Origin of the sequence: Pedobacter sp. GR22-6, assembly GCF_037402555.1 — a bacterium.
In the GTDB taxonomy this organism is placed as follows: Bacteria; Bacteroidota; Bacteroidia; order Sphingobacteriales; family Sphingobacteriaceae; genus Pedobacter.
This window is the reverse complement of the sequence record NZ_JBBEUC010000003.1, coordinates 653,790-676,315: the sequence shown is the minus strand read 5'-3', so window position 1 is coordinate 676,315 and position 22,526 is coordinate 653,790. Positions and strand designations below refer to the sequence as shown.

The following is a 22,526-nucleotide window of genomic DNA, read 5'->3' as shown; positions in this document are numbered from 1 at the left end:
CTTTTTTTGAAAGACAAAATCTTTTTTGAAAAAAAATTCAAATAAGTCATTTTTATTTAAAAAGCATCTAAATTTTCCGTTTTTATGCATGCATAGTAATTTGTTTTATGTATTTATTTTAACTTAGCGTTACGATTAAACGATATTTTCAAACATGGTGTCACAAATTCTATTTATAGCAGTTACAGCGGCGGCAATCGCCTTGTTTGGCTATAACCTCAAGAAAGTTATTCGCAACATCAAATTGGGAAAAGCTGCTGACCGGTTCGATCAGCCGGGGAAAAGGTGGATGACCATGCTTAAAGTAGCATTTGGGCAAACCAAAATGTTTTTCCGCCCAATACCTGCAGCGCTGCATTTTGTTGTATATGCCGGTTTTGTCATCATTAATCTCGAAGTCCTGGAGATTATGATCGACGGAATATTTGGCACACACCGCGTATTTGGAGGTCTAGGGCTACTATATGATATCCTGATTGGCTCTTTTGAATTTCTTGCCTTAGGCGTCTGGTTGGCTTGCGCCATTTTCCTGATCAGAAGAAATCTGCTAAAATTAAAGAGATTTAGCGGTGTAGAGATGGCCAAATGGCCTAAGTCTGATGCCAATTACATCCTGATCACCGAGATCCTTTTAATGTCGGCATTCCTAACTATGAATGCGGCAGATGCCAAATTGCAGTTATTGGGAGCAGGTCATTACATAAACGCAGGCGCATTTCCGGTTAGCCAGTATTTACAAAATCTATTACCAGATAATATAAATAGTCTGATTGCTATAGAACGTGGCTGTTGGTGGTTCCACATCATCGGTATCTTTGCTTTCCTAAATTATTTACCTTACTCAAAGCACTTTCACATCCTATTTGCCTTTCCGAACACTTATTTTTCCAATCTGGAACCAAAGGGGGAATTCAGCAATATGAAAAGTGTAACCAATGAGGTTAAAGCAATGTTGGATCCCTCGTTTACACCTGAAGAAGCAGAGGCTGGAAGATTTGGAGCAAAGGACGTAAATGATTTGAGCTGGGTGAACCTCATGAATGCATATACCTGCACAGAATGCGGCAGATGTACCTCGGTATGTCCTGCAAACATTACAGGAAAACTACTTTCGCCCAGAAAGATCATGATGGATACCAGGGACCGACTTGAAGAGGTAGGAAAGAATATTGACAAGACCGGCCAAGGATTTGACGATGGAAAATCCCTGATTGACTCTTATATCAGCAGGGAAGAGATATGGGCTTGTACAAGTTGTAATGCTTGTACACAAGCCTGCCCGATCAATATTGATCCGCTGGCCATCATTACGGAACTGAGAAGGTACGCCGTAATGGAAGAATCCCAGTCTCCATCCAGTATTAGTGCCATGTTAGGCAATATTGAAAACAACGGAGCTCCCTGGAAGTATTCACCAGCCGACCGTTTAAACTGGGCAAAAGAAAATTAACGAAACACGGAAAATGAGCGAGCAATTGAATTTTGAAGTGCCAACCATGGCGGAGCTAATCGCTAAAGGCGAGGAACCGGAAATTTTATTCTGGGTAGGATGTGCAGGAAGTTATGATGAAAGGGCACAAAAAACTACACGTGATATCTGCAAAATCCTCCATCATGTTGGCATTAAATATGCCGTTCTGGGTACAGAAGAGAGCTGTACCGGAGATCCCGCTAAACGAGCTGGGAATGAATTCCTTTTCCAGATGCAGGCAATGACCAATATTGAGGTACTGAATGCTTATAATGTTAAAAAAATAGTGACAGGCTGTCCACACTGCTTTAACACGATCAAAAATGAGTATCCAGGACTCGGGGGCACTTACGAAGTAATACACCACACACAACTCATTCAGGGCCTTATCAACGACGGCAAATTAAAAGCTGAAGGAGGGGAAAGTTTTAAAGGCAAAAAAATCACCTATCACGACCCCTGCTACCTTGGCCGAGGAAATGGCATATATGAAGCGCCAAGAAAAGCCCTCGAAATATTAGACGCACAGCTCGTCGAAATGAAGCGATGCAAGTCAAACGGACTATGTTGTGGCGCAGGTGGAGCCCAGATGTTTAAAGAGCCCGAGAAAGGCTTAAAAGACATCAATATAGAACGCATAGAGGAAGCATTGGAAACCCAACCGCATGTTATCGCAGCAGGTTGTCCTTTTTGCATGACGATGTTGCGTGATGGCGTCAAACTAAAAGATCAGGACCAAAACGTCCAGGTTTTAGACATTGCTGAAATTACAGTAAGGGCGAATGGCTTGTAATGTGCTCCATATCGCATCTCTAAATTCCGGCAGTAATGGAAATTGCTATTACATAGGTAATGAAACTGACGCTATACTTGTAGATGCAGGAATTTCATGCAAAGAAACGGAAAAAAGAATGCTGCGACTGGGCTTATCGATACAAAAGGTAAAGGCCATATTTATCTCTCACGAACACACAGATCACATCAAGGGACTCTGTAATTTAGCCGCAAAATATAATTTACCCGTTTACATATCGGAGGGAACTCTAGCAGGCTGCCGTTTTCTGCTCCGCAGAGATCTCGTTAAGTTCCTTAACTCTGATTTCCCAATGCAAATTGGAAGCCTTAGCATCACTGCTTTTTCCAAGTATCATGATGCATCAGATCCTTATAGTTTTTTGATTAGCTATAATGGGACGCAGGTAGGTGTGTTTACAGATATTGGAATAGTATGTGATCAACTGATCCATCACTTTAAACAATGCCATGCGGCATTTCTGGAAGCCAATTATGATGATGAGTTATTGGCCCGCAGCGCCTATCCATATTTCCTTAAGAGAAGGATCAGTGGTGGCAAAGGACATCTCTCCAACAAACAGGCACTGGATTTATTTAATACGCACAAACCAGCTTTCATGACACATTTGTTGCTTTCACATCTATCTAAAGACAACAATTGCCCTGAGCTTGCCCAAAACCTCTTTAAACAACATGCTGGTGATGTAGAGATCATCATCGCGTCCAGATACGAGGAGACTCCCGTATACGCTATTTCTGAGTCGATAAAAGCGCATTCATTCTAGTCAGTCGATTCATTAACTCAATCAGATCCTCAGGCTCTACTTCTTTAAGGGGGATAGTTAAAAAAGTCGACATGCTATCAACATCTCCGTTTTTTCGATCCTTATAAGTTTGCACAATTACATCCTCACCTTTTGTATTGAGCAACAACAGTCCCCTCCTATTGTTACCTAAATAGTCTAAATCTTTAAATTTCTGCAGGTTAAAGGAAAAGTATTCGACTTTACCGCTGGTAAAATAACGCTTGTATCTGCAAAATCCAGTGCTGTTAATCGACAGTTCATAACGTTTTACAGCTATCCCTCCCTGCTCAGCATCATAATGGTCATTAAGCAACTTATGTACATATGCTGCATCCTCTTCTAAAGAATTCACATAGATGAATGCCGTAAAAAACAAGTATAAAGGCAGGCAGAGGAAGATTATTAAGGACAATGTAAACTTCTTCATCACGTTAACTAATTAGCGATGTTAAGTTAAATAATTTTGTATTTTTGATTATGAGTTTTTCTCCACAATCCAGAGTTTGGGTCTATCAAAGTGACCGGGCCTTCTCCAATGAAGAGGTACAGTCCCTGCAAAAAAAGCTAAATGACTTTGCCTTGCAGTGGAAAGCCCATGGACATCAGTTGAATGCCAAGGCGGATGTACGCTACAACTATTTCATTATCTTTGTTGTTGATGAGGCTTCGGCGGGTGTAACCGGCTGTTCTATTGATGCATCTGTACGTATCGTTAAAGAAATTGAGCAAGAATATGGTGTTGATCTTTTTAACAGGTTCAACATGGCTTACAGAGTAGACGACAAGATTGTTGTCACCAATAAAGAAGATTTTGAAACTCTCATTAACATCAAAGCAGTAGGCCCACAAACTATTGTCTTCAATAATATGGTGCAAACTTTAGCAGAATTTGAGGATAAATGGGAAGTTCCATTCGAACATAGCTGGCACGGAAAAGTATTTGCACACCTGCTATAGCGCTTCTTTTTAAAAATCCAACGGTCCTAACCTGCGCATATTTCGCATAATTAAGTATTGTCTATGTTTGATATACTGTGTTGGCCTCCTGGGTGTCCACCTTCTTGGATTTGGGAAACAAGCTGCAATGAGCGCTGCCTGTGAACGGCTAAGTTTGGTACAGGATTTACCAAAATAACTTTGAGCCGCTGCTTCTGCCCCGTAAATGCCATCACCCATTTCAATTACATTCAGGTATACTTCCAGAATTCTTTCTTTACTCCACAACAACTCTATCAACAGCGTAAAATAAGCCTCAAATCCTTTTCTCAGCCATGAACGGCCGGGCCATAGAAATACATTTTTTGCGGTCTGTTGAGATATCGTACTTCCGCCCTTTACTTTTTTACTATTCTTATTTTCAGCAAAAGCTTTTTCTATTGCTTTAAGATCGAAGCCAAGATGCTTCAAAAACAATTGATCTTCAGCAGAAACTGCTGCCCTTTTCATATTATCGGAGATATCCTCGAAATCTACCCATTTCTTATCCATTCTTGATTTCTTACCTTCTGAGTTGCGCTCCATATTTCGTTGGATCATTAGCAAGGTAATAGGCGGATTGACAAAACGATAAACCAAGACCCACAGAACAGATACCAACAAAAACCAAATAAAAATTTTTGTTGCGATTTCTGTTAACCTTCTAAGCAAAGTTGGTCTTGAGCCGGAGCGTATTGTTTTCTTTTGTCTTGCCATCGACCAAAGGTAAGTCTTATCAGGATAATTTTAAATAAAAAAAGCGCCCCAAATGGGGCGCTTTCCTGTATGATCTAATTGAGCTTATTCAGCTACAACTTCGAAAGAAACTTTAACTTTCACTTCTTTGTGCAAGTTTAAGTTGGCAACATATTCGCCAACAAACTTAGGTTCAGTTTCGAAAGTGATGCGGCGACGGTCAACATCGAAACCTTGTTGTTTCAAGGCATCAGCAATCATAATGGTGTTTACTGCACCAAAGATTTTACCTGTTTCACCAGCTTTAGCACCGATTGATAATTTAACTTCAGTTAAACGCTCAGCAATACCTTCAGCATCTTTCTTAATTTTATCTTGTTTAAAAGCAGCTTGCTTTAAGTTTTCTGCTAATACTTTTTTAGCTGAAGGAGTAGCCAACTGAGCAAATCCTTGTGGGATCAGGTAGTTACGGCCGTATCCAGGCTTTACAGAAACGATATCATCTTTTTCCCCTAGGGATTTGATATCTTGTTTTAAAATAATTTCCATCTCTCAGCTCCTATTTTAATTGGTCAGCAACAAAAGGTAACAAACCGATGTGACGTGCACGTTTCACCGCCTGAGCAACTTTACGTTGGAATTTCAATGAAGTACCGGTTAAACGGCGAGGTAATAATTTACCTTGATCATTGATAAATTTCAACAGGAAGTTTGCGTCTTTGTAATCGATATATTTAATTCCGTTCTTTTTGAAACGGCAATATTTCTTTCTGTTATCGTCCACTTTTGGAGCGGTAACATATTGTATCTGATCTTTAGCCATTATCCTGCAACCTCCGTTTTTGGTTTTTTGTTGAAAGCACCACTACGTTTTTTCTCATTGTAAGCAACCGCGTGACGGTCTAATCTTACAGTAAGGAAACGCAGAACGCGCTCATCACGCTTAAGCTCCAACTCTAATTTACTAATCAATTCACCTGAAGATTTGTACTCTGTAAGGTGAAAGAATCCGCTTGCTTTTTTCTCAATCGGATACGCTAATTTTCTCAAACCCCAATTGTCCTCTTGAACAATTTCGGCTCCGCTATCAGTGATGATCTTGCTGAATTTAGCTAATGCTTCTTTAGCAACCTCTTCTGATAACAACGGGGTTAGAACGATAACAGTTTCGTACTGATTCATTGTTATTATTTATTTTATAATTAATCCGCTACAATTGCGGGTTGCAAAAATAGAAATAAATTTCTATTAATCAAACAGATAATCACTAATAATGCTTAGATTATTCATTTTACCAACCTAAAATATAATTCCGACCATACCGGAAATGCATCCAAACAAAAAAGACCGCCCATTTAGACAGTCTTTTTTTTAAACGTTTGTATTTTCTTAGTTGACCTGCACAACTTCTTTCAATTCCTGATCTTTTGCTTTCAGCACAAAAGTAAGCGAATCAATCTCTACCTCTGATATATTGAATTTCTTAACAAATTTTGCTCCGCCTTCGAAAGAATAAGTGTACAACACTTCATTTTCTTCATCCAATACCTGCACTTCGATAGGACCTGTAGGTGTGTTGTCGAGGTTCAGTGTAATGATTTTATTATCACGGGTAAAAACAGGCTGCAACTTTTCAATAATCTTAGGACTGGATACTTCAGTTTCACCTTTGGTGATTACTACCTGATATTCGATAGATTTAGATGAACTCTGGAACTTAAAAGTATAAGTTCCGTCAAGAAGTGAACTCAGATCATATACAGTTGTCGCACCACTTTTGGTTTTGATTTCTTCCTGATACAGAACTTCCTGATCTGCTGTAGAAATAGAAAGCTCCATCACTTGTGCTTTATCGCTAAAAAATGCAATCTTTTTTTCCGTTAATGGTTTTACAGTAAATGAAAAATCACCATCATTTGCATATACTCCAGTACTCAAGAACAGCGCCGCTGCGATCAAGCTGATTTTTAATATTCTTTTCATCTTATAATTATTTAATTTGTGTGTGACTAATTAACAATAGCAAAAATACAGCAGGATCTATCGCGAATTTCCTAGTCGGTTTTCAGATTTATATGCTATATTACCCTCAAGTTGTCATTTTCAATAAAATGCAGCATATTAGAATTGATTTTCACCAAATTAAGTTAAGGTTAAGATGAAACACGCCAAGCCAAGTTTTGAAGTCATTGAACCCTCTTTCGGTAGTTCATTTTACTACTCAAAGTATCAGGAAAACCTCAACAATAAAGCTCACCTATGGCATTATCATCCGGAAATAGAAATGGTTTTTGTAAATGGTGGCTCGGGAAAAAGACAGATCGGCAGTCATTTATCCTACTATACGAATGGCGACCTCATTCTCATTGGAAGTAACCTTCCACACTGTGGGTTTACCGATACCAATACGGGAAACAAAAACGAAACTGTGATCCAAATGAAACCTGATTTTCTCGGAAATGAATTCCTGGATCTGCAAGAGACACGGTTTATTTCCTCTTTGTTCAATAAGGCAAAGGGCGGAATTGCATTTGATAGGGATACTATTTCAGCCGTGGGGGATCGCATAGAACTTATGGATGAACAATTGCCATTTGATCGGCTGCTGACCCTATTAAGTGTGCTCAAAGAACTGGAAAAAGCTACTGACTACAAGATATTGAACGCAGCAGGCTTTTCTATGGAGATGCAGGTTCAGGACAATGATAGGATCAATATGGTCTTCAACTATGTTAAAGACCATTTCCAGGAAGAGATCAATTTATCCTCAATAGCTGATATGGTGAACATGACGACCCCCTCCTTTTGCCGGTATTTTAAAAAAATCACCAAGAAAACATTTACTCACTTCGTCAATGAATACCGGATCGTCCATGCATCAAAATTACTGGCAGAAAAACAAACGAGCATTGCAAACATCAGCTATGAAAGCGGCTTTAACAACTTCAGTCACTTCCACAAATTGTTCAAAGAATTCACAGGTAAAAATGCCTCGCAATACAGAAAAGAACTGACCTCCGTTTTTAAATAAATCCAATTCATTTCAAATTTTAAGGCTAAATTTTCAACATTCCAAGGTTCTGAACTTCAAGCTCAACAAAAATTCCTATTTTCGTTGGCGAATGGAAAATTTTATAGTTTCAGCCCGTAAGTACCGTCCTGCCACCTTTGAAACGGTTGTAGGTCAGCACCACATTACAGGCACACTAAAGAATGCCATCAAGAATAACCAACTGGCCCAGGCCTTCCTTTTCTGCGGACCGCGTGGCGTAGGAAAAACCACTTGCGCAAGGATTCTCGCAAAAACCATTAACTGTACGAACCTCACGCCTGAACAGGAAGCCTGCGGGACCTGCGAGTCCTGCATATCGTTCCAGACAGGTCATTCGTTTAATTTCCATGAACTGGATGCAGCTTCCAATAACTCTGTTGACGATATACGCAGTCTTATTGATCAGGTACGCATTCCGCCACAGGCCGGCAAGTATAAAATCTATATTATAGATGAGGTGCACATGCTTTCCGCAAATGCCTTTAACGCATTTCTGAAAACACTGGAAGAGCCCCCTTCTTATGCTATTTTTATATTGGCGACCACAGAGAAGCACAAAATCCTTCCGACTATACTTTCCCGCTGTCAGATCTTTGATTTCAATAGAATTCAGGTGGATGACATATCCGGACATCTCAATAAGATTGCAATACGTGAAAACATTAGTGTTGAGGCTGATGGACTTCATATCATCGCCCAAAAGGCCGATGGAGGATTAAGGGATGCCTTGTCCATGTTTGATCAGATCGTTAGCTACACAAATAAGAACCTGACCTACAAATCTGTCATAGACAACCTCAATATCCTTGACTACGATTATTATTTCAAACTTACGCAGCACCTCACTTCCTCTGATGTGAGCAATGCGTTGATCTTGTTTGATGAAATTCTAAACAATGGATTTGATGGAAATAACTTCATTAATGGTTTAGCAGGCCATTTGAGAAACCTATTGGTAGCTAAGGATCCACAGACAACCAAATTATTGGAAGTCAGTGAAAATATAAAACAGAAATACATTTCTCAGAGTCAGCAAACACCCGTTTCGTTTATCTTAACTGCCTTAAACCTGGCCAATCAGTGCGATCTGAATTATAAAAACAGCAAAAACCAACGCCTTCAGGTGGAACTATCGCTGATCAAAATGTGCCACATCCCATCGGTACTGCAACTCGCACAGCCCAATCCAAATTCTGTAACTGACGAAGATCAGATTAAAAAAAAAACTAATGTAAGTTCTGTTTCCGCAGCAAATCCCGTTTCTGTTGAGCGCATCGCTATGCCTTCAGCAGGACCTCCAGTGACTCCCTCCGCCATTGCATCTTCAGGAATTCCGGCGGCAATAGCAGAAACAAAATTAGTAGAATCAACTACCACACAAGCTCCCCCTGTTGCCCCTATTCCCTTAACCACACCACCCCCAACAGGTAAGATCGCTTTAAAAGGAAATACCACCACAAAAGTAGCTTCTCTAATCCCCTCCCTTACGGATTTGGAACGCCGACAGGAAGAAGAAGAAAATGATGGACCGAAATACATTACCGGCGATGGAAGAGAGCAGTTTACCTATGAGCAGCTGATGCTATACTGGAACCAGTATGCCAACAAAGCAAAAGAAGATAATAAAATCAATATATATACACTCCTGACCGGAGCGGACCCTGTAATGGAAAGCCCGGAAGAGATAATCGTTCACGTAGAACATAAAATCCAGGAAATCCAGCTGCAAGAAGAACTGATCGATTTCCTGAACTTCCTGCGTCCCCGATTGAAGAACTTTCAACTCAATATCAAATCAAAACAGGTGGCCCGAACTGTGGTCAACAGGTTATACACCAATACTGAGAAATATCAGTACCTGATAGAAAAAAACCCTAAGTTGGAAGAAATGCGCCGGCGCTTCAACCTCGATGTGAACTCTTAGTTATTTAGGCAGACGGTCATTCAGCGGATAGCCTTCTTCATCCAGGTCGTCCCTGTCATCTTCAGGCGTACGGGCCAGCAACTCATCTTCAGGATCAAGCTCCAGGTTTTCCTCATCCTCAATACGCATTGCTGCGCTTTCCATATTTTCACCTACTTGTTCTTCATCATCATATTCTGATCCTACATAGGGATTTGCTTCATCATAAGTAGAAATACTATCTTCTCCGTTAGGCGCTGATGTATCGTATGGAAGCGGATGATCATAATCCTTTTCTTCTCCTTTTACATCGAATTCGAAGCTATTTTTGTCTTTATCATAAGATAAATTGTCAAAGTCCCTGGTCTCCCCAAGATCCGTAGGATGTAATTTATCGTTTGCTCTTTTTTCGCCGTTTTGATTTTGGTCTGCTGTCATGATGGTAAAATTTATAGGAGTATAACCTAGCTTAGTGGCGATTTGTTTTGTTTGACAAAGAATTCAATACCTGAGTTTAAAAAATAAAAAAGCCCATTTGCTTAGCAAATGGGCTAAATTCAAAGGCCGGCTTTTTATAGTCCTGCCAAAGCAGTATTCAATGTCTCACTTGGGCGCATGGCAGCAAATGCCAGGTCATCATTAGGATGATAATAGCCACCTATATTTTGTGGTTTGCCTTGTGCACCTATCAGTTCAGCAGAGATTTTCTCTTCATTATCGGTCAACACTTTAGCTAAAGGCGCAAACCTCGACTGCAATTCAGCATCCTTAGTTTGAGCTGCCAGGTTCTGTGCCCAATATAGTGCCAGATAAAAATGCGAGCCCCTATTGTCTATTTGACCAACCTTACGTGCAGGTGACTTGTCGTTTGCCAAAAATTTCTCAGTTGCAGCATCTAAAGTTTCGGCAAGCACCAATGCCTTCGCATTGTCTTGAGTTTGTCCCAAATGCTCTAAGGAAACAGCAAGGGCCAGAAATTCGCCCAGTGAATCCCAACGCAGGTAACCTTCTTCTATGAATTGCTCAATGTGCTTAGGCGCTGATCCACCAGCTCCGGTTTCAAATAAACCACCACCGTTCATTAGGGGAACTATAGAAAGCATCTTTGCAGAAGTTCCTAATTCCAGAATCGGGAACAAATCCGTCAGGTAGTCACGCAATACGTTGCCAGTCACAGAAATCGTATCCTCCCCTTTACGGATTCTTTCCAAGGTAAATTTAGTCGCTTCTACTGGTGCCAGGATACGGATATCCAAACCGGCAGTATCATGATCAGCAAGGTATTTATTCACTTTAGCAATGATTTCTCTATCATGCGCACGTTGCTCATCCAGCCAAAAAACTGCCGGAGTAGCTGATAAACGGGCCCTGTTCACAGCTAGTTTCACCCAGTCCTGAATCGGAGCATCCTTAGTCTGGCACATGCGGAAAATATCACCTGTTTCCACTTTTTGATCAAAAAATACTTTTCCTTCAGCATCAGTCACGCGGATGGTTCCGCTAGCAGTGGCCTGGAATGTTTTATCATGAGAACCATACTCTTCAGCCTTTTGTGCCATCAGACCTACGTTAGGCACAGAACCCATTGTGGTTACGTCGAAAGCTCCATTTTCCTTACAATCTTCGATTGTTGCAGTATATACTCCAGCATAGCAACGATCTGGGATGAGCGCTATGGTATCCTGAGATTTACCTTCTTTATTCCACATCTGACCAGAAGTACGGATCATTGCCGGCATAGAAGCATCTACGATTACATCAGAAGGCACATGCAAATTGGTGATTCCTTTATCAGAATTTACCATCGCCAAAGCCGGACCATTTTCTATAGCCGCAGCGATAGCTGCTTCCACTTCTGCCTGTTGAGCTGTTCCTGCTATTTTAGCAAACACATCCCCCAGACCATTTCTCGTATCGACATTTAAAGACGCGAACAGCTCCGCATATTTGGTGAATACATCAGAAAAGTAAACTTCTACAATTGCACCGAAAATAATCGGATCAGACACTTTCATCATTGTTGCTTTCAAATGAGCAGACAATAATACGCCAGCTGCTTTAGCCTCTTCAACTTCTTTGGCAACAAAAGCTTTCAGGGCTGACAAACTCAGTGCAGAACTGTCGATTACTTCACCTGCTTTCAGTGGGGCAAGACCTTTCAGTTCTGTCACAGTTCCATCGTTAGCTACAAACTCTATCTTAAACTGGGTAGCCTCATCGACAGTTACAGATTTCTCTGAACCGTAGAAATCCCCTTCAGACATGCTCGCTACCCTCGTTTTAGAATCAGCAGACCATTTGCCCATCGAATGTGGATTGGCTTTAGCGTAGTTCTTGACTGCCTTAGGAGCCCTGCGGTCAGAATTACCTTCACGCAGTACTGGGTTCACTGCTGAACCGAGGACTTTAGCATATTTTGCTTTGATGGCTTTTTCCTCAGCTGTTTGTGCATTATCCGGATAATTAGGCAAAGCATATCCCTGAGCCTGTAATTCCGTAATTGCACCTACCAATTGAGGAATAGATGCAGATATATTAGGTAATTTAATAATGTTGGCTTCTGGCGTAGTTGCCAGTTGGCCCAATTCTGTCAACGCATCTCCAATCTTTTGCTCTTCTTTTAAAAACTCCGGGAAATTAGCAAGGATCCTGCCCGCTAAAGAAATATCCCTCGTCTCTACATTAATGCCTGCTGAGGCTGTAAAAGCCTGCACAATTGGCAATAATGAATAAGTTGCCAGCATTGGCGCTTCATCTGTTTTGGTATAGATAATTTTTGATGTGTGTGACATATTGTTATAAATATGGTTATATGAATGAGAAATAAAAGCAGATATTGATGATCAACATCCTCTCAGTTAAAATCGTCTAAAGATATAATAAACAGATGAAATTAGCAGTGTTTATTTGTAACATCCTCCTCCTATTCCCATCAAATAGCCAACAAAACGTTTAACACTATTTAACAATAAACTACCTGAAAAACACCTAATATTGAATAACGAATCACCTTAACACAGTGCTTTCCAAATTTAAAACCAAACACACATAAATGAAAATTATCGCCTCTCTGTTATTGCTATTTCTGGCTACAGGCACTATAGCACAAAACAAAGCTTCTATTAAAGGTTTATTGGCAGATTCTGCAACAAAAGCACCATTGGAACATGCCACCATTGCGGTAGTTAATGCCAAAGACACCTCTCTTGTTTCTTACACGCTCAGCGACAAAAACGGGGGCTTCCACATTTCCGGTATTCCTACCGACAGAACCACCAAATTGATCATCTCCTATATTGGCTACCAGACCTACCGGAAAATTCTAGAACTGAATAAAGGAGAAACCAAAGACCTGGGGACATTGTTTTTCAGTGGCAACAACCTACATGAGGTTATCATCAAAGGGGAACGTTCACCTATTGTCACTAAAAAAGACACTGTTGAATTCAACATTGAAGCTTTTAAAACCAGACCCAATGCTGTTGTCGAGGAACTGCTCCGCAAATTGCCCGGTGTACAGGTGAATAATGACGGGTCTATCCTGGTCAACGGCAAATCCATCAACAAGCTCCTCATCGACGGAAAGCAGTTCTTTGGTAAAGATCCTAAAGTAGCGACCCGAAACCTGGATGCCGATATGATCGACAAAATTCAGGTATACGATGACCGTGAAAACGATCCGGACCACAAACTGACGGAAAGCGAAGTGGGAAAGATCATCAACCTCAAACTCAAAAGCAAAATCAAGAAAAGCACTTTGGGTAAATTCTATGCAGGAGGCGGAAGCCGCGACCGGTATGAAGCAGCAGGTATCCTCAGCAGTTTCAGAGATACCCTTCAGATCAGTTTGATCGGACTCACCAATAACCTCAGTAAAACCGGTTTTTCCCAGGATGACCTCTACTCCATGGGCGGCTTCAATCGCTCCGAAGGTTCACAAATATGGGATGGCACCTTTGGCGGACGCGGTTGGGGCGGACTGGAGAATGTGACCTCCGGGGGCTTCAACCTAAATAATGACTATGGTACCAAGCTGAAGATGAACCTTACTTATTTCTATACCAATACCGGAAGAATCAATAGCAGCAATGGGATCAATGAGCAAACGCTGGGCGATACCATCCTCAGCTCCAATTCAAGCTACAACTCGAAAAGCAGGGAAAACAAACATGCCATCGGTGGACTCATAGAATGGAACCCGGATAGCCTCAACAAGGTCCGCTACGAACCTTCTATCAATTTTGAACGCAACAATTCCAGTAGCAATTCCAACAGCAACAGCAGGAACAATTTTGTGCCAAGGTTAAATGACAATATCGGCGACGACCGGAATCAATCCAATGGCACCAATTTTTCTCACAACTTGAGCTATTATCGCCGCTTGAATAAGAAAGGTAAATCATTGAACGTCCAACACTCCCTAAACCTCAATGAAAACAAAACAACTGGTTACTCCTACAACGCCATCACTTCCTACGACAGCAGCTTTCCCTCAACGATACAAGATCGGCTGGCAGATCAGCAGACCATCAACAACTCAGGCAATATATCCCTAAACTATAACCAGCCGATCAGCAAAAAGCTAAGCGCTGAACTCAGTTCCGACACCCGCTATTCTACCAGCAGGGAGGACCTTCTAACCTACGACAAAAACATCCCTGCAAATAGCTACGACCTGTTCCTGCCCGATCAGAGTAGTGCGCTGAACAGAAGGACCATGTTCCAGAGCATCAAACCACAACTAAATTATCAGATCGGCAAGCGATATAGTGTGCGTATGGGTCTTAGCATGGAGTTTCAGGATGTAACCAATCATTTTAACAGTACGGTAAAAGATATCCGACGTCAGCACTACAATTTCTTTCCTGCCCTGCAGTTTAGTGGTCCAGGTTTCAGCATCAACTTCAGTGAGCGGTTGGAACAGCCGCAGATCTATCAGATGCAGCCGATAGAAAGGGTTTATAGCCCGCTATATAAGTCCGTTGGAAATCCTAACCTCAAAGCCGGCCGCGACTATCAGTTTTCAGGCAATCTTTATAAATACATCCATACCAAACAGCTCAACATGAATGCCTACGCTTCAGTCAACCTAACGGAGAACAATGTAATCCAGCGCAACCTGATTGAGGGAAATGGCGCTTCTACCAATACCTACATCAACAGTAAAAATGCGCTTCGCGGCTACATGAGTGGCAGCATAGGGAAACAATTCAAAAAATCGCAAAACTGGCAGGTAGGACTGAATACCAGTTTCAATGTCAGTGCCCGCAGGAGTGAGTTCTTCCTCAATGCCGACGGCGGAGATCAGTACAATTACAATTATGGAGTAGGTCAGTCGATCAATTTCAATTACAACGAACTCCTCAGCATCAATACCAACTACCGTTTTAGCAATTCCCTGACAGAATATAAGAAAGTAAAGTTTCGTGCAATAAGTACCTATACCCATACGCTGGGCACAGATTTCAGTTTGCGTTGGCCAAAAAAAATAATCCTCGATGCAAAGTACAACTTCAATTACAATCCACAGGTTGCGCAAGGTTTCCCCAGGAGTTCACACATTGTCAACCTCGCCCTTACACTGCAGATGCTAAAGAAAGACCGTGGACAGTTGAAGATTTCCGTCTACGACCTGCTTGATCAAAACATATCGGTATATCGCTATGCACAGGAAAACTCTGTGAGCACCAGTGATGACCAGATTCTGAAAAGGTATTTTCTGCTCACCTACCAATATAAGATCAACATTTACAAAGCCAAATAACTTTGATATTACGCGGTAAGTGATAGATTTGCTGATAATGAAAACATTCCTCAGTATCTGTCTATCGTTTACCGCGCTCTCGGCTTTGTCTCAAATCAAGCCAGACAGCACCCGAAAATTACAAGAAGTCATCATCCGCCCCTATTTTTCCAGTCAGCCGCTCCTGCGCAGCACTGGCTCCGTTGGGCTCGCCGATCAGGAACAACTCGACAAACAACCAGCAACCTCGTTATTGGGCAGCATGAATGTAATTCCCGGAATACGCATGGAAGAACGTTCACCGGGCAGTTACCGCCTCTCCATCCGTGGCAGTTTACTCCGCTCACCTTTTGGTGTCAGAAATGTTAAAATCTATCTCGATGATTTCCCTTTAACAGACGCTGGTGGAAATACCTATCTTAATGCATTAGATGTATCTGGCATTTCACAAATCCAGGTATTAAAAGGTCCTCAGGGCAGTATCTTCGGTGCCAATTCAGGCGGAGTGATTCTCATTCAACCACAGTCCTTCCAGAACGACAGTACTCATCTAAGTGTAAAGAGTCAGGCAGGCACATTTGGCACTTTCCGTGAAGACATACATTTACAACATCATTCGGACAATTATGGGCTTAACATCAGCCAGGCCTACCAGCAAAGTGACGGCTATCGCGACCACAGCGCCATGGAACGTAAGTACTTTCAAATTTTTCAACAGTTTAGCTATGCACAAAATGCAAGTTTAAAATCGCTCATTCTCTATTCAGACTTGCATTACAATACCCCTGGAGGACTTACTGCCGCCCAATATGAGGTCAATCCCAAAGCATCCAGACCCGCCGCAGGCCCCTCAAAAAGTGCCATTGAACAACAGGCTGGTATCTATAGTAAAACCATCTATACAGGGCTTTCCCATGACTGGAACTTTGGTAAAGGCTTCAGGCATGTCCTAAGTGCTTTTACCAGCTATACTAATTTTAAAAACCCTTTCATCAGCAATTACGAAAAACGCGACGAATTTACTTTGGGTATCAGGACCTATCTGGAATATGCCAAGGCGCAGCAAGATCTCAACTGGAAGTTCAACCTGGGAATGGAAAGCATGCAGACCGGCACCAATTTCGACAACTATGACAACAACGCAGGTAGATATACAGCAGTGCAGGCATCAGACGACCTCAAAGCCATTTCCAACTTTGCGTTTTTGCAATTCAGTGCAGACTTCTTCGAGAAACTGCTTATTGAACTCTCTGCCAGCACAAACAGTTACCAGTACCGCTACCGCAGCATCGAACCCATCAGGATTCCAGAAAAAACCAACCGGTTTGACCTGCAATTCCTGCCGCGTGCCGCAATTTCTTATCTGTTCAGCAAGCAGTTTTCCTTAAGGGCTTCTGTCAGCAAAGGATATTCGCCCCCCACCTCCAGCGAGGTAAGGGCGTCAGATAATCAGATCAATATTGACCTGCAGCCTGAATACGGATGGAACTATGAAACTGGCATCAGGTATCAGGGCATGGACAATAGATTGGCCATTGACCTTACAGTCTTCTATTTCCATTTAAAAAGTGCGATCGTCCGCCGTCTGAATGAAAATAACACAGAGTATTTTATCAATGCCGGTGGAACGCGACAGTGGGGGCTGGAGAGTTCCGCGTCCTTCTGGCTCTTTAAACCCAAGACTAATGGAATAATCAGGGGCCTACAACTTAGTGCCGCATATACGCTAAGCCGGTTCCGTTTCGAGAACTATGTAAATGATGCGGGAGATTTTTCAGGAAATGCACTCACAGGAGTGCCGGAAAACGGTATCGTCAGCAATGCCGAACTTCGCCTGCCCAAGGGCTTCTATCTTTTCGGACAACATAGCTATACTGACCGTATTCCATTAAACGACGCAAACAGCATCTATGCAAACGACTACCACCTATTACAGGCAAAGGCCGGTATCAAAGGGCTAAGACTCACCAAAGCCACACTTGGCTTTTTCGCCGGTGCAGACAACCTGCTCAATGAAAAATACAGTCTTGGCAATGACCTCAATGCCTTTGGCGGGAGGTATTTCAATGCAGCCGCCAGCCGCAACTTTTACGCCGGGCTGGAGTTGAAGTTTTAAAACTTTCTTGGCCTCCGGGGTGGAACTGCAGTCCCGGGGCCTACCTTGCGGTACACCTTTGGTTTGGCCGGCGCCTCGTCGGCAATCCTTACTGTCAACACATTACCTTTGAACCTTGTGCCGTTGAGTGCTTCCACTGCTTTTTCTGCACCATCCTGATTAGCCATCTCCAAAAAGGCATAACCTTTAGATTTACGGGTAACTTTATCCCTTACAATTTTGATGGTGATCACCTGCCCGTATATGCTCACTTGTATCACGACGTCTATCTCCGATACATCAGGAGGCAGGCCACCCACAAAAATTTTTACCATTACGTTAATTCCTAAATATTAAATACCTCGTCCTAAGCCACTAAGATAGCCATATTAAATCAGCCCGCTACAATTTATTTATAAATTCAAGTACCTGTGGATCATTATAATCCGCTGCACCCACATGCTGAAACACCATATTGCCCGAGCGGTCGAGAATAACAGTAGTTGGCATTGAACCTCCAAAATAATCCCTGGGGATATTGCCAGCAGGTACATATACCGGCAGCTCAAATCCTTTTCCGCTCATAAAAGCATTGGATTCCGCATATTTTCCGTCCACATCTACCATCAAAAACACCACATTGCTATCCTTCAATTTCTTCCGCAGCGCATCCACAGAGGGTAGCTCAGCAATACAGGGCGGGCACCAGGTTGCCCAGAAATTGATAAATATCACTTTGCCTCTCTGGCCCGACAGACTCAGTCTCTTCCCGGCACCATCTTCAAAAATCGCTTCCTGGGCAGGAGCCAATATTTTGAGCACTTTCCCCTCAGCTTTGCCCGCATTCGGAACATTTGCCTTAAATAATCCAATCTTCATCAGGCTACCGATCATCCAACCCTTTACCTCTGGTATAAAGAGCACAGATAATGTAAACAAGACCAGCACCAACGTACTCAAATTGGAAAAAGTAACTATTTTTTTCTTCTGTTCCATGAGCTATGGATTTAGAGATACATACAGTTCACATTGTGTCAACCAGCTTCCTTTCACTTTGCGCCACATGGCGGAATAGTTACCATAGAAAGGGGCCGTCTTATAATTCCAGGTTCCCGTTTCCCAAGCCAAATCACCACTTTGACTGACCTTGATCAAATCTGGCAAACGCTCAAAAGCCGGGCTGCTCTGAGAAAACATAAACTTCCAGTCGGCAATAATCTGCTTCTTACCTACGGTATGGCTCCCATCACCAGCCACCTGGATGAAATCCGGCAACCAATATTTAGACACGCCTGCAACATCACGATTTGCAATACAGGTATTCGAATCCTGGCGCGCCTGCCTGATGATCAATTCTTCTGATAAACTCATACGACAATATTACAAATTATCAGGCTGTAAGCAATCCGCTTTTTTTGCTAACTTGCTCTATAAAATAACACAAAATGTCTAAATCCTTTAAACTATTTATCCTGGCCTTTGCGCTGGTATTTAGCTTCAGCAGCTCAGTTTCTGCAAAAAAGAAGCGTATCCTGGTTTTTTCCAAAACAGCGGGCTTCCACCACTCATCTATTGATGAAGGCATTGCCGCCATCCAGAAACTTGGTCTGGAAAACAATTTTGATGTGGATACCACAAAGAACTCAGAACTCATCACTCCTGCCAACCTAAAAAAATACGCAGCTGTGGTATTTCTGAACACCACTGGAGATATCTTTAACGACGCTCAGCAAAAAGCTTTTGAAGACTACATTCATGCGGGTGGAGGCTATGCCGGTATCCATGCAGCAAGTGATACCGAGTATGACTGGCCCTGGTACGGCAAACTTACAGGCGCCTATTTCGTAAGCCATCCTGCGCAGCAGGTAGCGGAACTCCGCGTGCTCAACAACAGAACAATTGCTACCTCCCATTTGCCCGAAATTTGGAAAAGAAAAGATGAGTGGTACAATTATAAAGACATTCAGAACGGGATCAGGGTATTGATCAACCTTGACGAAAAAAGTTATAAGGGAGGTATTAATGGATCTACTCACCCTATAGCCTGGTACCGCGATTTTGAAGGGGGCCGGTCATTTTATACCGGATTGGGCCATGTAGAAGAATCTTATACCGATCCATTGTTCCTGAAACACATTCTTGGTGGCATTCAGTATGCCATGGGTGTTAAGAAAATGGAGAAGAAACTAAAATAATTCAAATTGCGCTCTGTCTAAAAGCAGAGCGCAATTTGAATTTCAGGACTCCATATAGTTTTTTATCATCGCTTCAATCTCCGCAACTGCGCTACCCTCCGCCTTCATCGTCCTGAAGTCAGCACTCAAAACCCACTTACCGCCTTTCTTAAATACCTTTCTGAAGAAACGGGTCTGATCGCCATGATCGAAAAGCCTGATCGTATACTCAATCATCAATTGTGCATCATTGATTGGATAACTGTATTCCATTTCCTCGATCTTTGCTCCCCGATACTCCCCAATGAGCAACTCCTCTATCTGCTTTTCATCATGTGCAGGAAGCCTGCGATTGTGGCCTGATTTTATGTTCATGCGGGTAAGTTAATCAATTAAGCAAAACTTCAAAATCCGCGGTCATATCAGCATTGTAGACCATGAACCGGATCGGCCATTCATCCTTCAGCAGTTCACAGATAAAATTCCTGAATACTTTTTCAAATCTTTTAAAATCGACATCAGACTTACAAACCACCAGATAACGATCATCAGACTGTACAATCACCTCCTGAACCTGATCCGGCCAACGCATCTTCATTTCTTCCGGAAGTTGATAACAGTGTTGGGTTTCAATCAGCTTTGCGATCCCCGTAGCCAGACCATCCGGTACTGCAGCTACTGCATACAGGTTCCAGAAGCCCTTAGATTTCTTCATGCAGCCGATCAGCTCATCGCCATCTACAATACTCCAGGGCTCACCAGGGTTGAACTGGATGATCTGGTAAGCTGGTGTTCCTTCGCTTTCTTCTGAAAAATAAACAAGTTCAATCATAACAATCTATCCTCCTGTTGAATAACCAAAATTCTTTGGCTCACAAATTTGGCTAAATTTCAGATCACATCCAAACAAAAAACTAAAATTATTAGCAATTAATTTTATATTCTCCCAGATAGACAGTTGTACTTACCAAATTTCCGGATGCATTCACAAAATACATATACGCGTGCAACACATCACCGGTGTAATTTACTGGAAATTGAAGATCAACCATCTTGTCGCCACGGTCAGCGATGTGTTCAAAAGTAGCAAACTCTCCCTTCGCGGGGTTATAAAACACAAATGTAGCCTTGTCATCAGCCTTGCAAAAAGTAGAATTCCGAAAGTTATCCCATTTGATGCGAAGTACGTCATTTCCCAAATCCAATATTTCTTGCACCGTAGAGGGCAATAAATTTCCCCTGCTAAAAACAACACTCGAATAGTTGATCCGAACCTCTTCAGCTTCCACACTCACTGCAGCTTTCATGACAAATGATATCGCTTCATTCATAGGTGTTTTTCCTGCGTTGAAGGCCTGAAATCCAGTCCAAATCAAAGTTTTTAAAGGCTTTAGCCAAGTACTCACCATGGAGAATGCTTCGCGTTGCCGCAACTGCGCAGGAGAAGCGGGTTTACTACTTTTCTCAGCGACACTTTTGAGGTAATATATCCCTCTCCAGCAGGAAGCAATGACGCTTCCTATTTTGCCTTTTATTGGGCCGTTAATTCCATCTTTATAGGTCGCCATAGCTGACCCTCCTTCTAAAATTCATTTAAAATAACTGTTTTTTAAATCTTTACAATGATTTATGGAAACCGCTGCCTGAGTGCAGCACAGCAGAAACTGTACAGCATATTAACTCAGGCTTCTTCTGGAATCCAATGCCTGATCAGGCAAAAGAGATGTTGAAACCACTTCTTTCTGCAACAAATTTAAAAAAAAATCAGTCTGCAGCTTTAAAATAGTAAAAATATTTAAAGTTAGAGCGACTTTCTGACGTTCAGCATCCAGGGATTCTCTACAGTATGGATTTCCTTACTACTCAGAAAACCAGCCATCGTTCTTCCCATTAGCTTAAAATCAGTAGACAGGGTGGTAATCCCTCCTGACAGCAGCTCTTTTAAAGGAGTATCATTGTAAGAAATGATCCCGAAGTCCAGCCCGGGTATCAGCTCCTGTACTGCAGCCTGCTTCAGAAGCGCTACCAGATCCTGGTCCTTCACCACTATGTAAACATCACCCTGATCAATAGGCCGTTCTTTGGTCCCTGAAATGTAGTTGTGGGAAAATCCATTTTCTTCACAAAATCGCCGCAATCCATCGTAACGTTCCAAAGGTTCTTTTTCTTCTCGTTGTACCATAAAAATACGCTGGTACTTACGGATCAACTCCAAACCGGAACGCAAAGCCTCATAGGTGTCTTTCTCGAAATTCTGAAACACGCCAGAATATTTCCCGATCAGTTCCGGATGAAAATGATCCAGCAGGTATACATTGCCGGAAAGACTTCCCAGCAAAGGCCCAACGCCTTCAAATTTTCCCGACATGATGATATAATCGGTATATTTATGGTTGGCATCCCGGACAAGGGTTTCAAATACTTTACGGTTGTAGTTATGAAAATAGAGTTCTACACTCACGGAACTGCCCGCCGCTTCCATAAAGGAGTTGTATAGGTCTTCCTTAAATTCATTCAGTTCATTAAAAAGCAGAAAGATGTGGCGCCGGGAGCCGATCTCGGTGCTGTTCACAAAATAACCTACACCCTGACTGGCGCTGATGATGCCTTTCGACATCAATTCACGCAGACCGGCAAATACCGTATCACGCGAGAGCTGGTATTGTTGCCTGAAATCATTGATGGACGGAATCCGGTCGCCATTGCGGTATTCCTCCGAACGAATCCGGTCGACGACATGGTTCACTACTAACTGATATTTGGATTTGTTTTCTTTCACCGCTTTCAATGGTTACAAAAGTAATTTTTTTCCGCTT

24 protein-coding genes are annotated in these 22,526 nt (G+C 42.2%); 9 read left to right on the top strand and 15 right to left on the bottom strand.

Translation table 11 applies throughout. The features are described from left to right. Positions 1–154: 154 nt before the first annotated feature. Genes WAE59_RS16850 through WAE59_RS16840 form a run of 3 tightly spaced genes read left to right on the top strand, consistent with a single transcriptional unit; the run spans position 155 to position 3,051 of the window. Positions 155–1,450, top strand: a complete 1,296-nt coding sequence (locus WAE59_RS16850; RefSeq protein ID WP_337857140.1) for a 4Fe-4S dicluster domain-containing protein — start codon at positions 155–157, stop codon at positions 1,448–1,450. Positions 1,451–1,463: 13 nt separating this feature from the next. Next, positions 1,464–2,264, top strand: a complete 801-nt coding sequence (locus tag WAE59_RS16845) for a (Fe-S)-binding protein (RefSeq protein WP_337857139.1) — start codon at positions 1,464–1,466, stop codon at positions 2,262–2,264. Beyond that, complete coding sequence (locus tag WAE59_RS16840) at positions 2,254–3,051, top strand: MBL fold metallo-hydrolase (RefSeq protein ID WP_337857138.1); 798 nt, start codon at positions 2,254–2,256, stop codon at positions 3,049–3,051. The genes WAE59_RS16845 and WAE59_RS16840 overlap by 11 nt, the downstream gene beginning before the upstream one ends. On the opposite strand, the gene WAE59_RS16835 is transcribed toward WAE59_RS16840, so the two are convergent. Further along, a complete protein-coding gene (locus tag WAE59_RS16835; protein WP_337857137.1) occupies positions 3,017–3,499 on the bottom strand; it encodes a hypothetical protein in 483 nt (160 codons plus the stop codon). The genes WAE59_RS16840 and WAE59_RS16835 overlap by 35 nt on opposite strands. 50 nt (positions 3,500–3,549) lie before the next feature. Here WAE59_RS16835 and WAE59_RS16830 point away from each other — a divergent pair, with 50 nt between their 5' ends. Then, the gene (locus WAE59_RS16830; RefSeq protein ID WP_337857136.1) at positions 3,550–4,029 is read left to right on the top strand and encodes an ABC transporter ATPase; all 480 of its coding nucleotides are present in this window, start codon (positions 3,550–3,552) and stop codon (positions 4,027–4,029) included. A gap of 9 nt (positions 4,030–4,038) precedes the next feature. Here the strand turns inward: WAE59_RS16830 and mtgA are convergent, their stop codons facing one another. The 5 genes from mtgA to WAE59_RS16805 form a co-directional block, all read right to left on the bottom strand. After that, on the bottom strand, positions 4,039–4,764 hold the full coding sequence (mtgA, locus tag WAE59_RS16825; RefSeq protein ID WP_337857135.1) for a monofunctional biosynthetic peptidoglycan transglycosylase: 726 nt from the start codon (positions 4,762–4,764) through the stop codon (positions 4,039–4,041). A gap of 84 nt (positions 4,765–4,848) precedes the next feature. After that, on the bottom strand, positions 4,849–5,292 hold the full coding sequence (gene rplI, locus WAE59_RS16820; protein ID WP_337857134.1) for a 50S ribosomal protein L9: 444 nt from the start codon (positions 5,290–5,292) through the stop codon (positions 4,849–4,851). Between the two features lie 10 nt (positions 5,293–5,302). Further along, the gene (gene rpsR, locus WAE59_RS16815) at positions 5,303–5,566 is read right to left on the bottom strand and encodes a 30S ribosomal protein S18 (protein ID WP_131594648.1); all 264 of its coding nucleotides are present in this window, start codon (positions 5,564–5,566) and stop codon (positions 5,303–5,305) included. Then, positions 5,566–5,925, bottom strand: coding sequence for a 30S ribosomal protein S6 (gene rpsF / locus WAE59_RS16810; RefSeq protein ID WP_337857133.1), 360 nt, complete (start codon positions 5,923–5,925; stop codon positions 5,566–5,568). Before rpsF ends, rpsR begins: the two co-directional genes overlap by 1 nt. A gap of 207 nt (positions 5,926–6,132) precedes the next feature. Next, positions 6,133–6,726, bottom strand: a complete 594-nt coding sequence (locus WAE59_RS16805; protein WP_337857132.1) for a hypothetical protein — start codon at positions 6,724–6,726, stop codon at positions 6,133–6,135. Between the two features lie 175 nt (positions 6,727–6,901). On the opposite strand from WAE59_RS16805, the gene WAE59_RS16800 reads away from it, so the two are divergent. Together WAE59_RS16800 and WAE59_RS16795 are read left to right on the top strand one after the other, a co-directional pair. Beyond that, positions 6,902–7,774: an AraC family transcriptional regulator gene (locus WAE59_RS16800; protein WP_337857131.1), complete on the top strand. Its 873-nt coding sequence runs from the start codon at positions 6,902–6,904 to the stop codon at positions 7,772–7,774. Positions 7,775–7,865: 91 nt separating this feature from the next. Continuing rightward, positions 7,866–9,719 carry a DNA polymerase III subunit gamma/tau gene (locus tag WAE59_RS16795; protein ID WP_337857130.1) on the top strand — a complete coding sequence of 618 codons (1,854 nt, stop codon included), beginning with the start codon at positions 7,866–7,868 and terminating at the stop codon, positions 9,717–9,719. On the opposite strand, the gene WAE59_RS16790 is transcribed toward WAE59_RS16795, so the two are convergent. Together WAE59_RS16790 and WAE59_RS16785 are read right to left on the bottom strand one after the other, a co-directional pair. Beyond that, the gene (locus WAE59_RS16790) at positions 9,720–10,136 is read right to left on the bottom strand and encodes a hypothetical protein (protein WP_337857129.1); all 417 of its coding nucleotides are present in this window, start codon (positions 10,134–10,136) and stop codon (positions 9,720–9,722) included. Between the two features lie 134 nt (positions 10,137–10,270). Next, a complete protein-coding gene (locus tag WAE59_RS16785; protein WP_337857128.1) occupies positions 10,271–12,490 on the bottom strand; it encodes an NADP-dependent isocitrate dehydrogenase in 2,220 nt (739 codons plus the stop codon). Between the two features lie 260 nt (positions 12,491–12,750). Between WAE59_RS16785 and WAE59_RS16780 the strand changes: the two genes are divergently transcribed. Further along, positions 12,751–15,462 carry a TonB-dependent receptor gene (locus WAE59_RS16780; protein ID WP_337857127.1) on the top strand — a complete coding sequence of 904 codons (2,712 nt, stop codon included), beginning with the start codon at positions 12,751–12,753 and terminating at the stop codon, positions 15,460–15,462. A gap of 37 nt (positions 15,463–15,499) precedes the next feature. Beyond that, positions 15,500–17,557 (top strand): TonB-dependent receptor, encoded by a 2,058-nt coding sequence (locus WAE59_RS16775; RefSeq protein ID WP_337857126.1) that lies wholly within the window; start codon positions 15,500–15,502, stop codon positions 17,555–17,557. On the opposite strand, the gene WAE59_RS16770 is transcribed toward WAE59_RS16775, so the two are convergent. The 3 genes from WAE59_RS16770 to WAE59_RS16760 form a co-directional block, all read right to left on the bottom strand. Next, on the bottom strand, positions 17,554–17,871 hold the full coding sequence (locus tag WAE59_RS16770; RefSeq protein WP_337857125.1) for an RNA recognition motif domain-containing protein: 318 nt from the start codon (positions 17,869–17,871) through the stop codon (positions 17,554–17,556). The genes WAE59_RS16775 and WAE59_RS16770 overlap by 4 nt on opposite strands. A gap of 67 nt (positions 17,872–17,938) precedes the next feature. Continuing rightward, positions 17,939–18,532, bottom strand: a complete 594-nt coding sequence (locus tag WAE59_RS16765) for a TlpA family protein disulfide reductase (RefSeq protein ID WP_337857124.1) — start codon at positions 18,530–18,532, stop codon at positions 17,939–17,941. A 3-nt stretch (positions 18,533–18,535) separates the two neighbouring features. After that, entirely contained in the window at positions 18,536–18,907 is a 372-nt protein-coding gene (locus WAE59_RS16760; protein WP_337857123.1) for a YybH family protein, read from the bottom strand. 74 nt (positions 18,908–18,981) lie between these two features. Here WAE59_RS16760 and WAE59_RS16755 point away from each other — a divergent pair, with 74 nt between their 5' ends. Next, positions 18,982–19,731 (top strand): ThuA domain-containing protein, encoded by a 750-nt coding sequence (locus tag WAE59_RS16755; protein ID WP_337857122.1) that lies wholly within the window; start codon positions 18,982–18,984, stop codon positions 19,729–19,731. Between the two features lie 42 nt (positions 19,732–19,773). Here the strand turns inward: WAE59_RS16755 and WAE59_RS16750 are convergent, their stop codons facing one another. The 4 genes from WAE59_RS16750 to WAE59_RS16735 all read right to left on the bottom strand — a co-directional run bounded on the left by WAE59_RS16750 (position 19,774) and on the right by WAE59_RS16735 (position 22,489). Next, positions 19,774–20,085: a hypothetical protein gene (locus WAE59_RS16750; RefSeq protein ID WP_337857121.1), complete on the bottom strand. Its 312-nt coding sequence runs from the start codon at positions 20,083–20,085 to the stop codon at positions 19,774–19,776. A 13-nt stretch (positions 20,086–20,098) separates the two neighbouring features. After that, on the bottom strand, positions 20,099–20,542 hold the full coding sequence (locus WAE59_RS16745) for a hypothetical protein (protein WP_337857120.1): 444 nt from the start codon (positions 20,540–20,542) through the stop codon (positions 20,099–20,101). 91 nt (positions 20,543–20,633) lie between these two features. Next, entirely contained in the window at positions 20,634–21,278 is a 645-nt protein-coding gene (locus WAE59_RS16740) for a DUF6266 family protein (protein WP_337857119.1), read from the bottom strand. 233 nt (positions 21,279–21,511) lie between these two features. Continuing rightward, on the bottom strand, positions 21,512–22,489 hold the full coding sequence (locus WAE59_RS16735) for a GntR family transcriptional regulator (RefSeq protein WP_337857118.1): 978 nt from the start codon (positions 22,487–22,489) through the stop codon (positions 21,512–21,514). Positions 22,490–22,526: the final 37 nt, after the last annotated feature.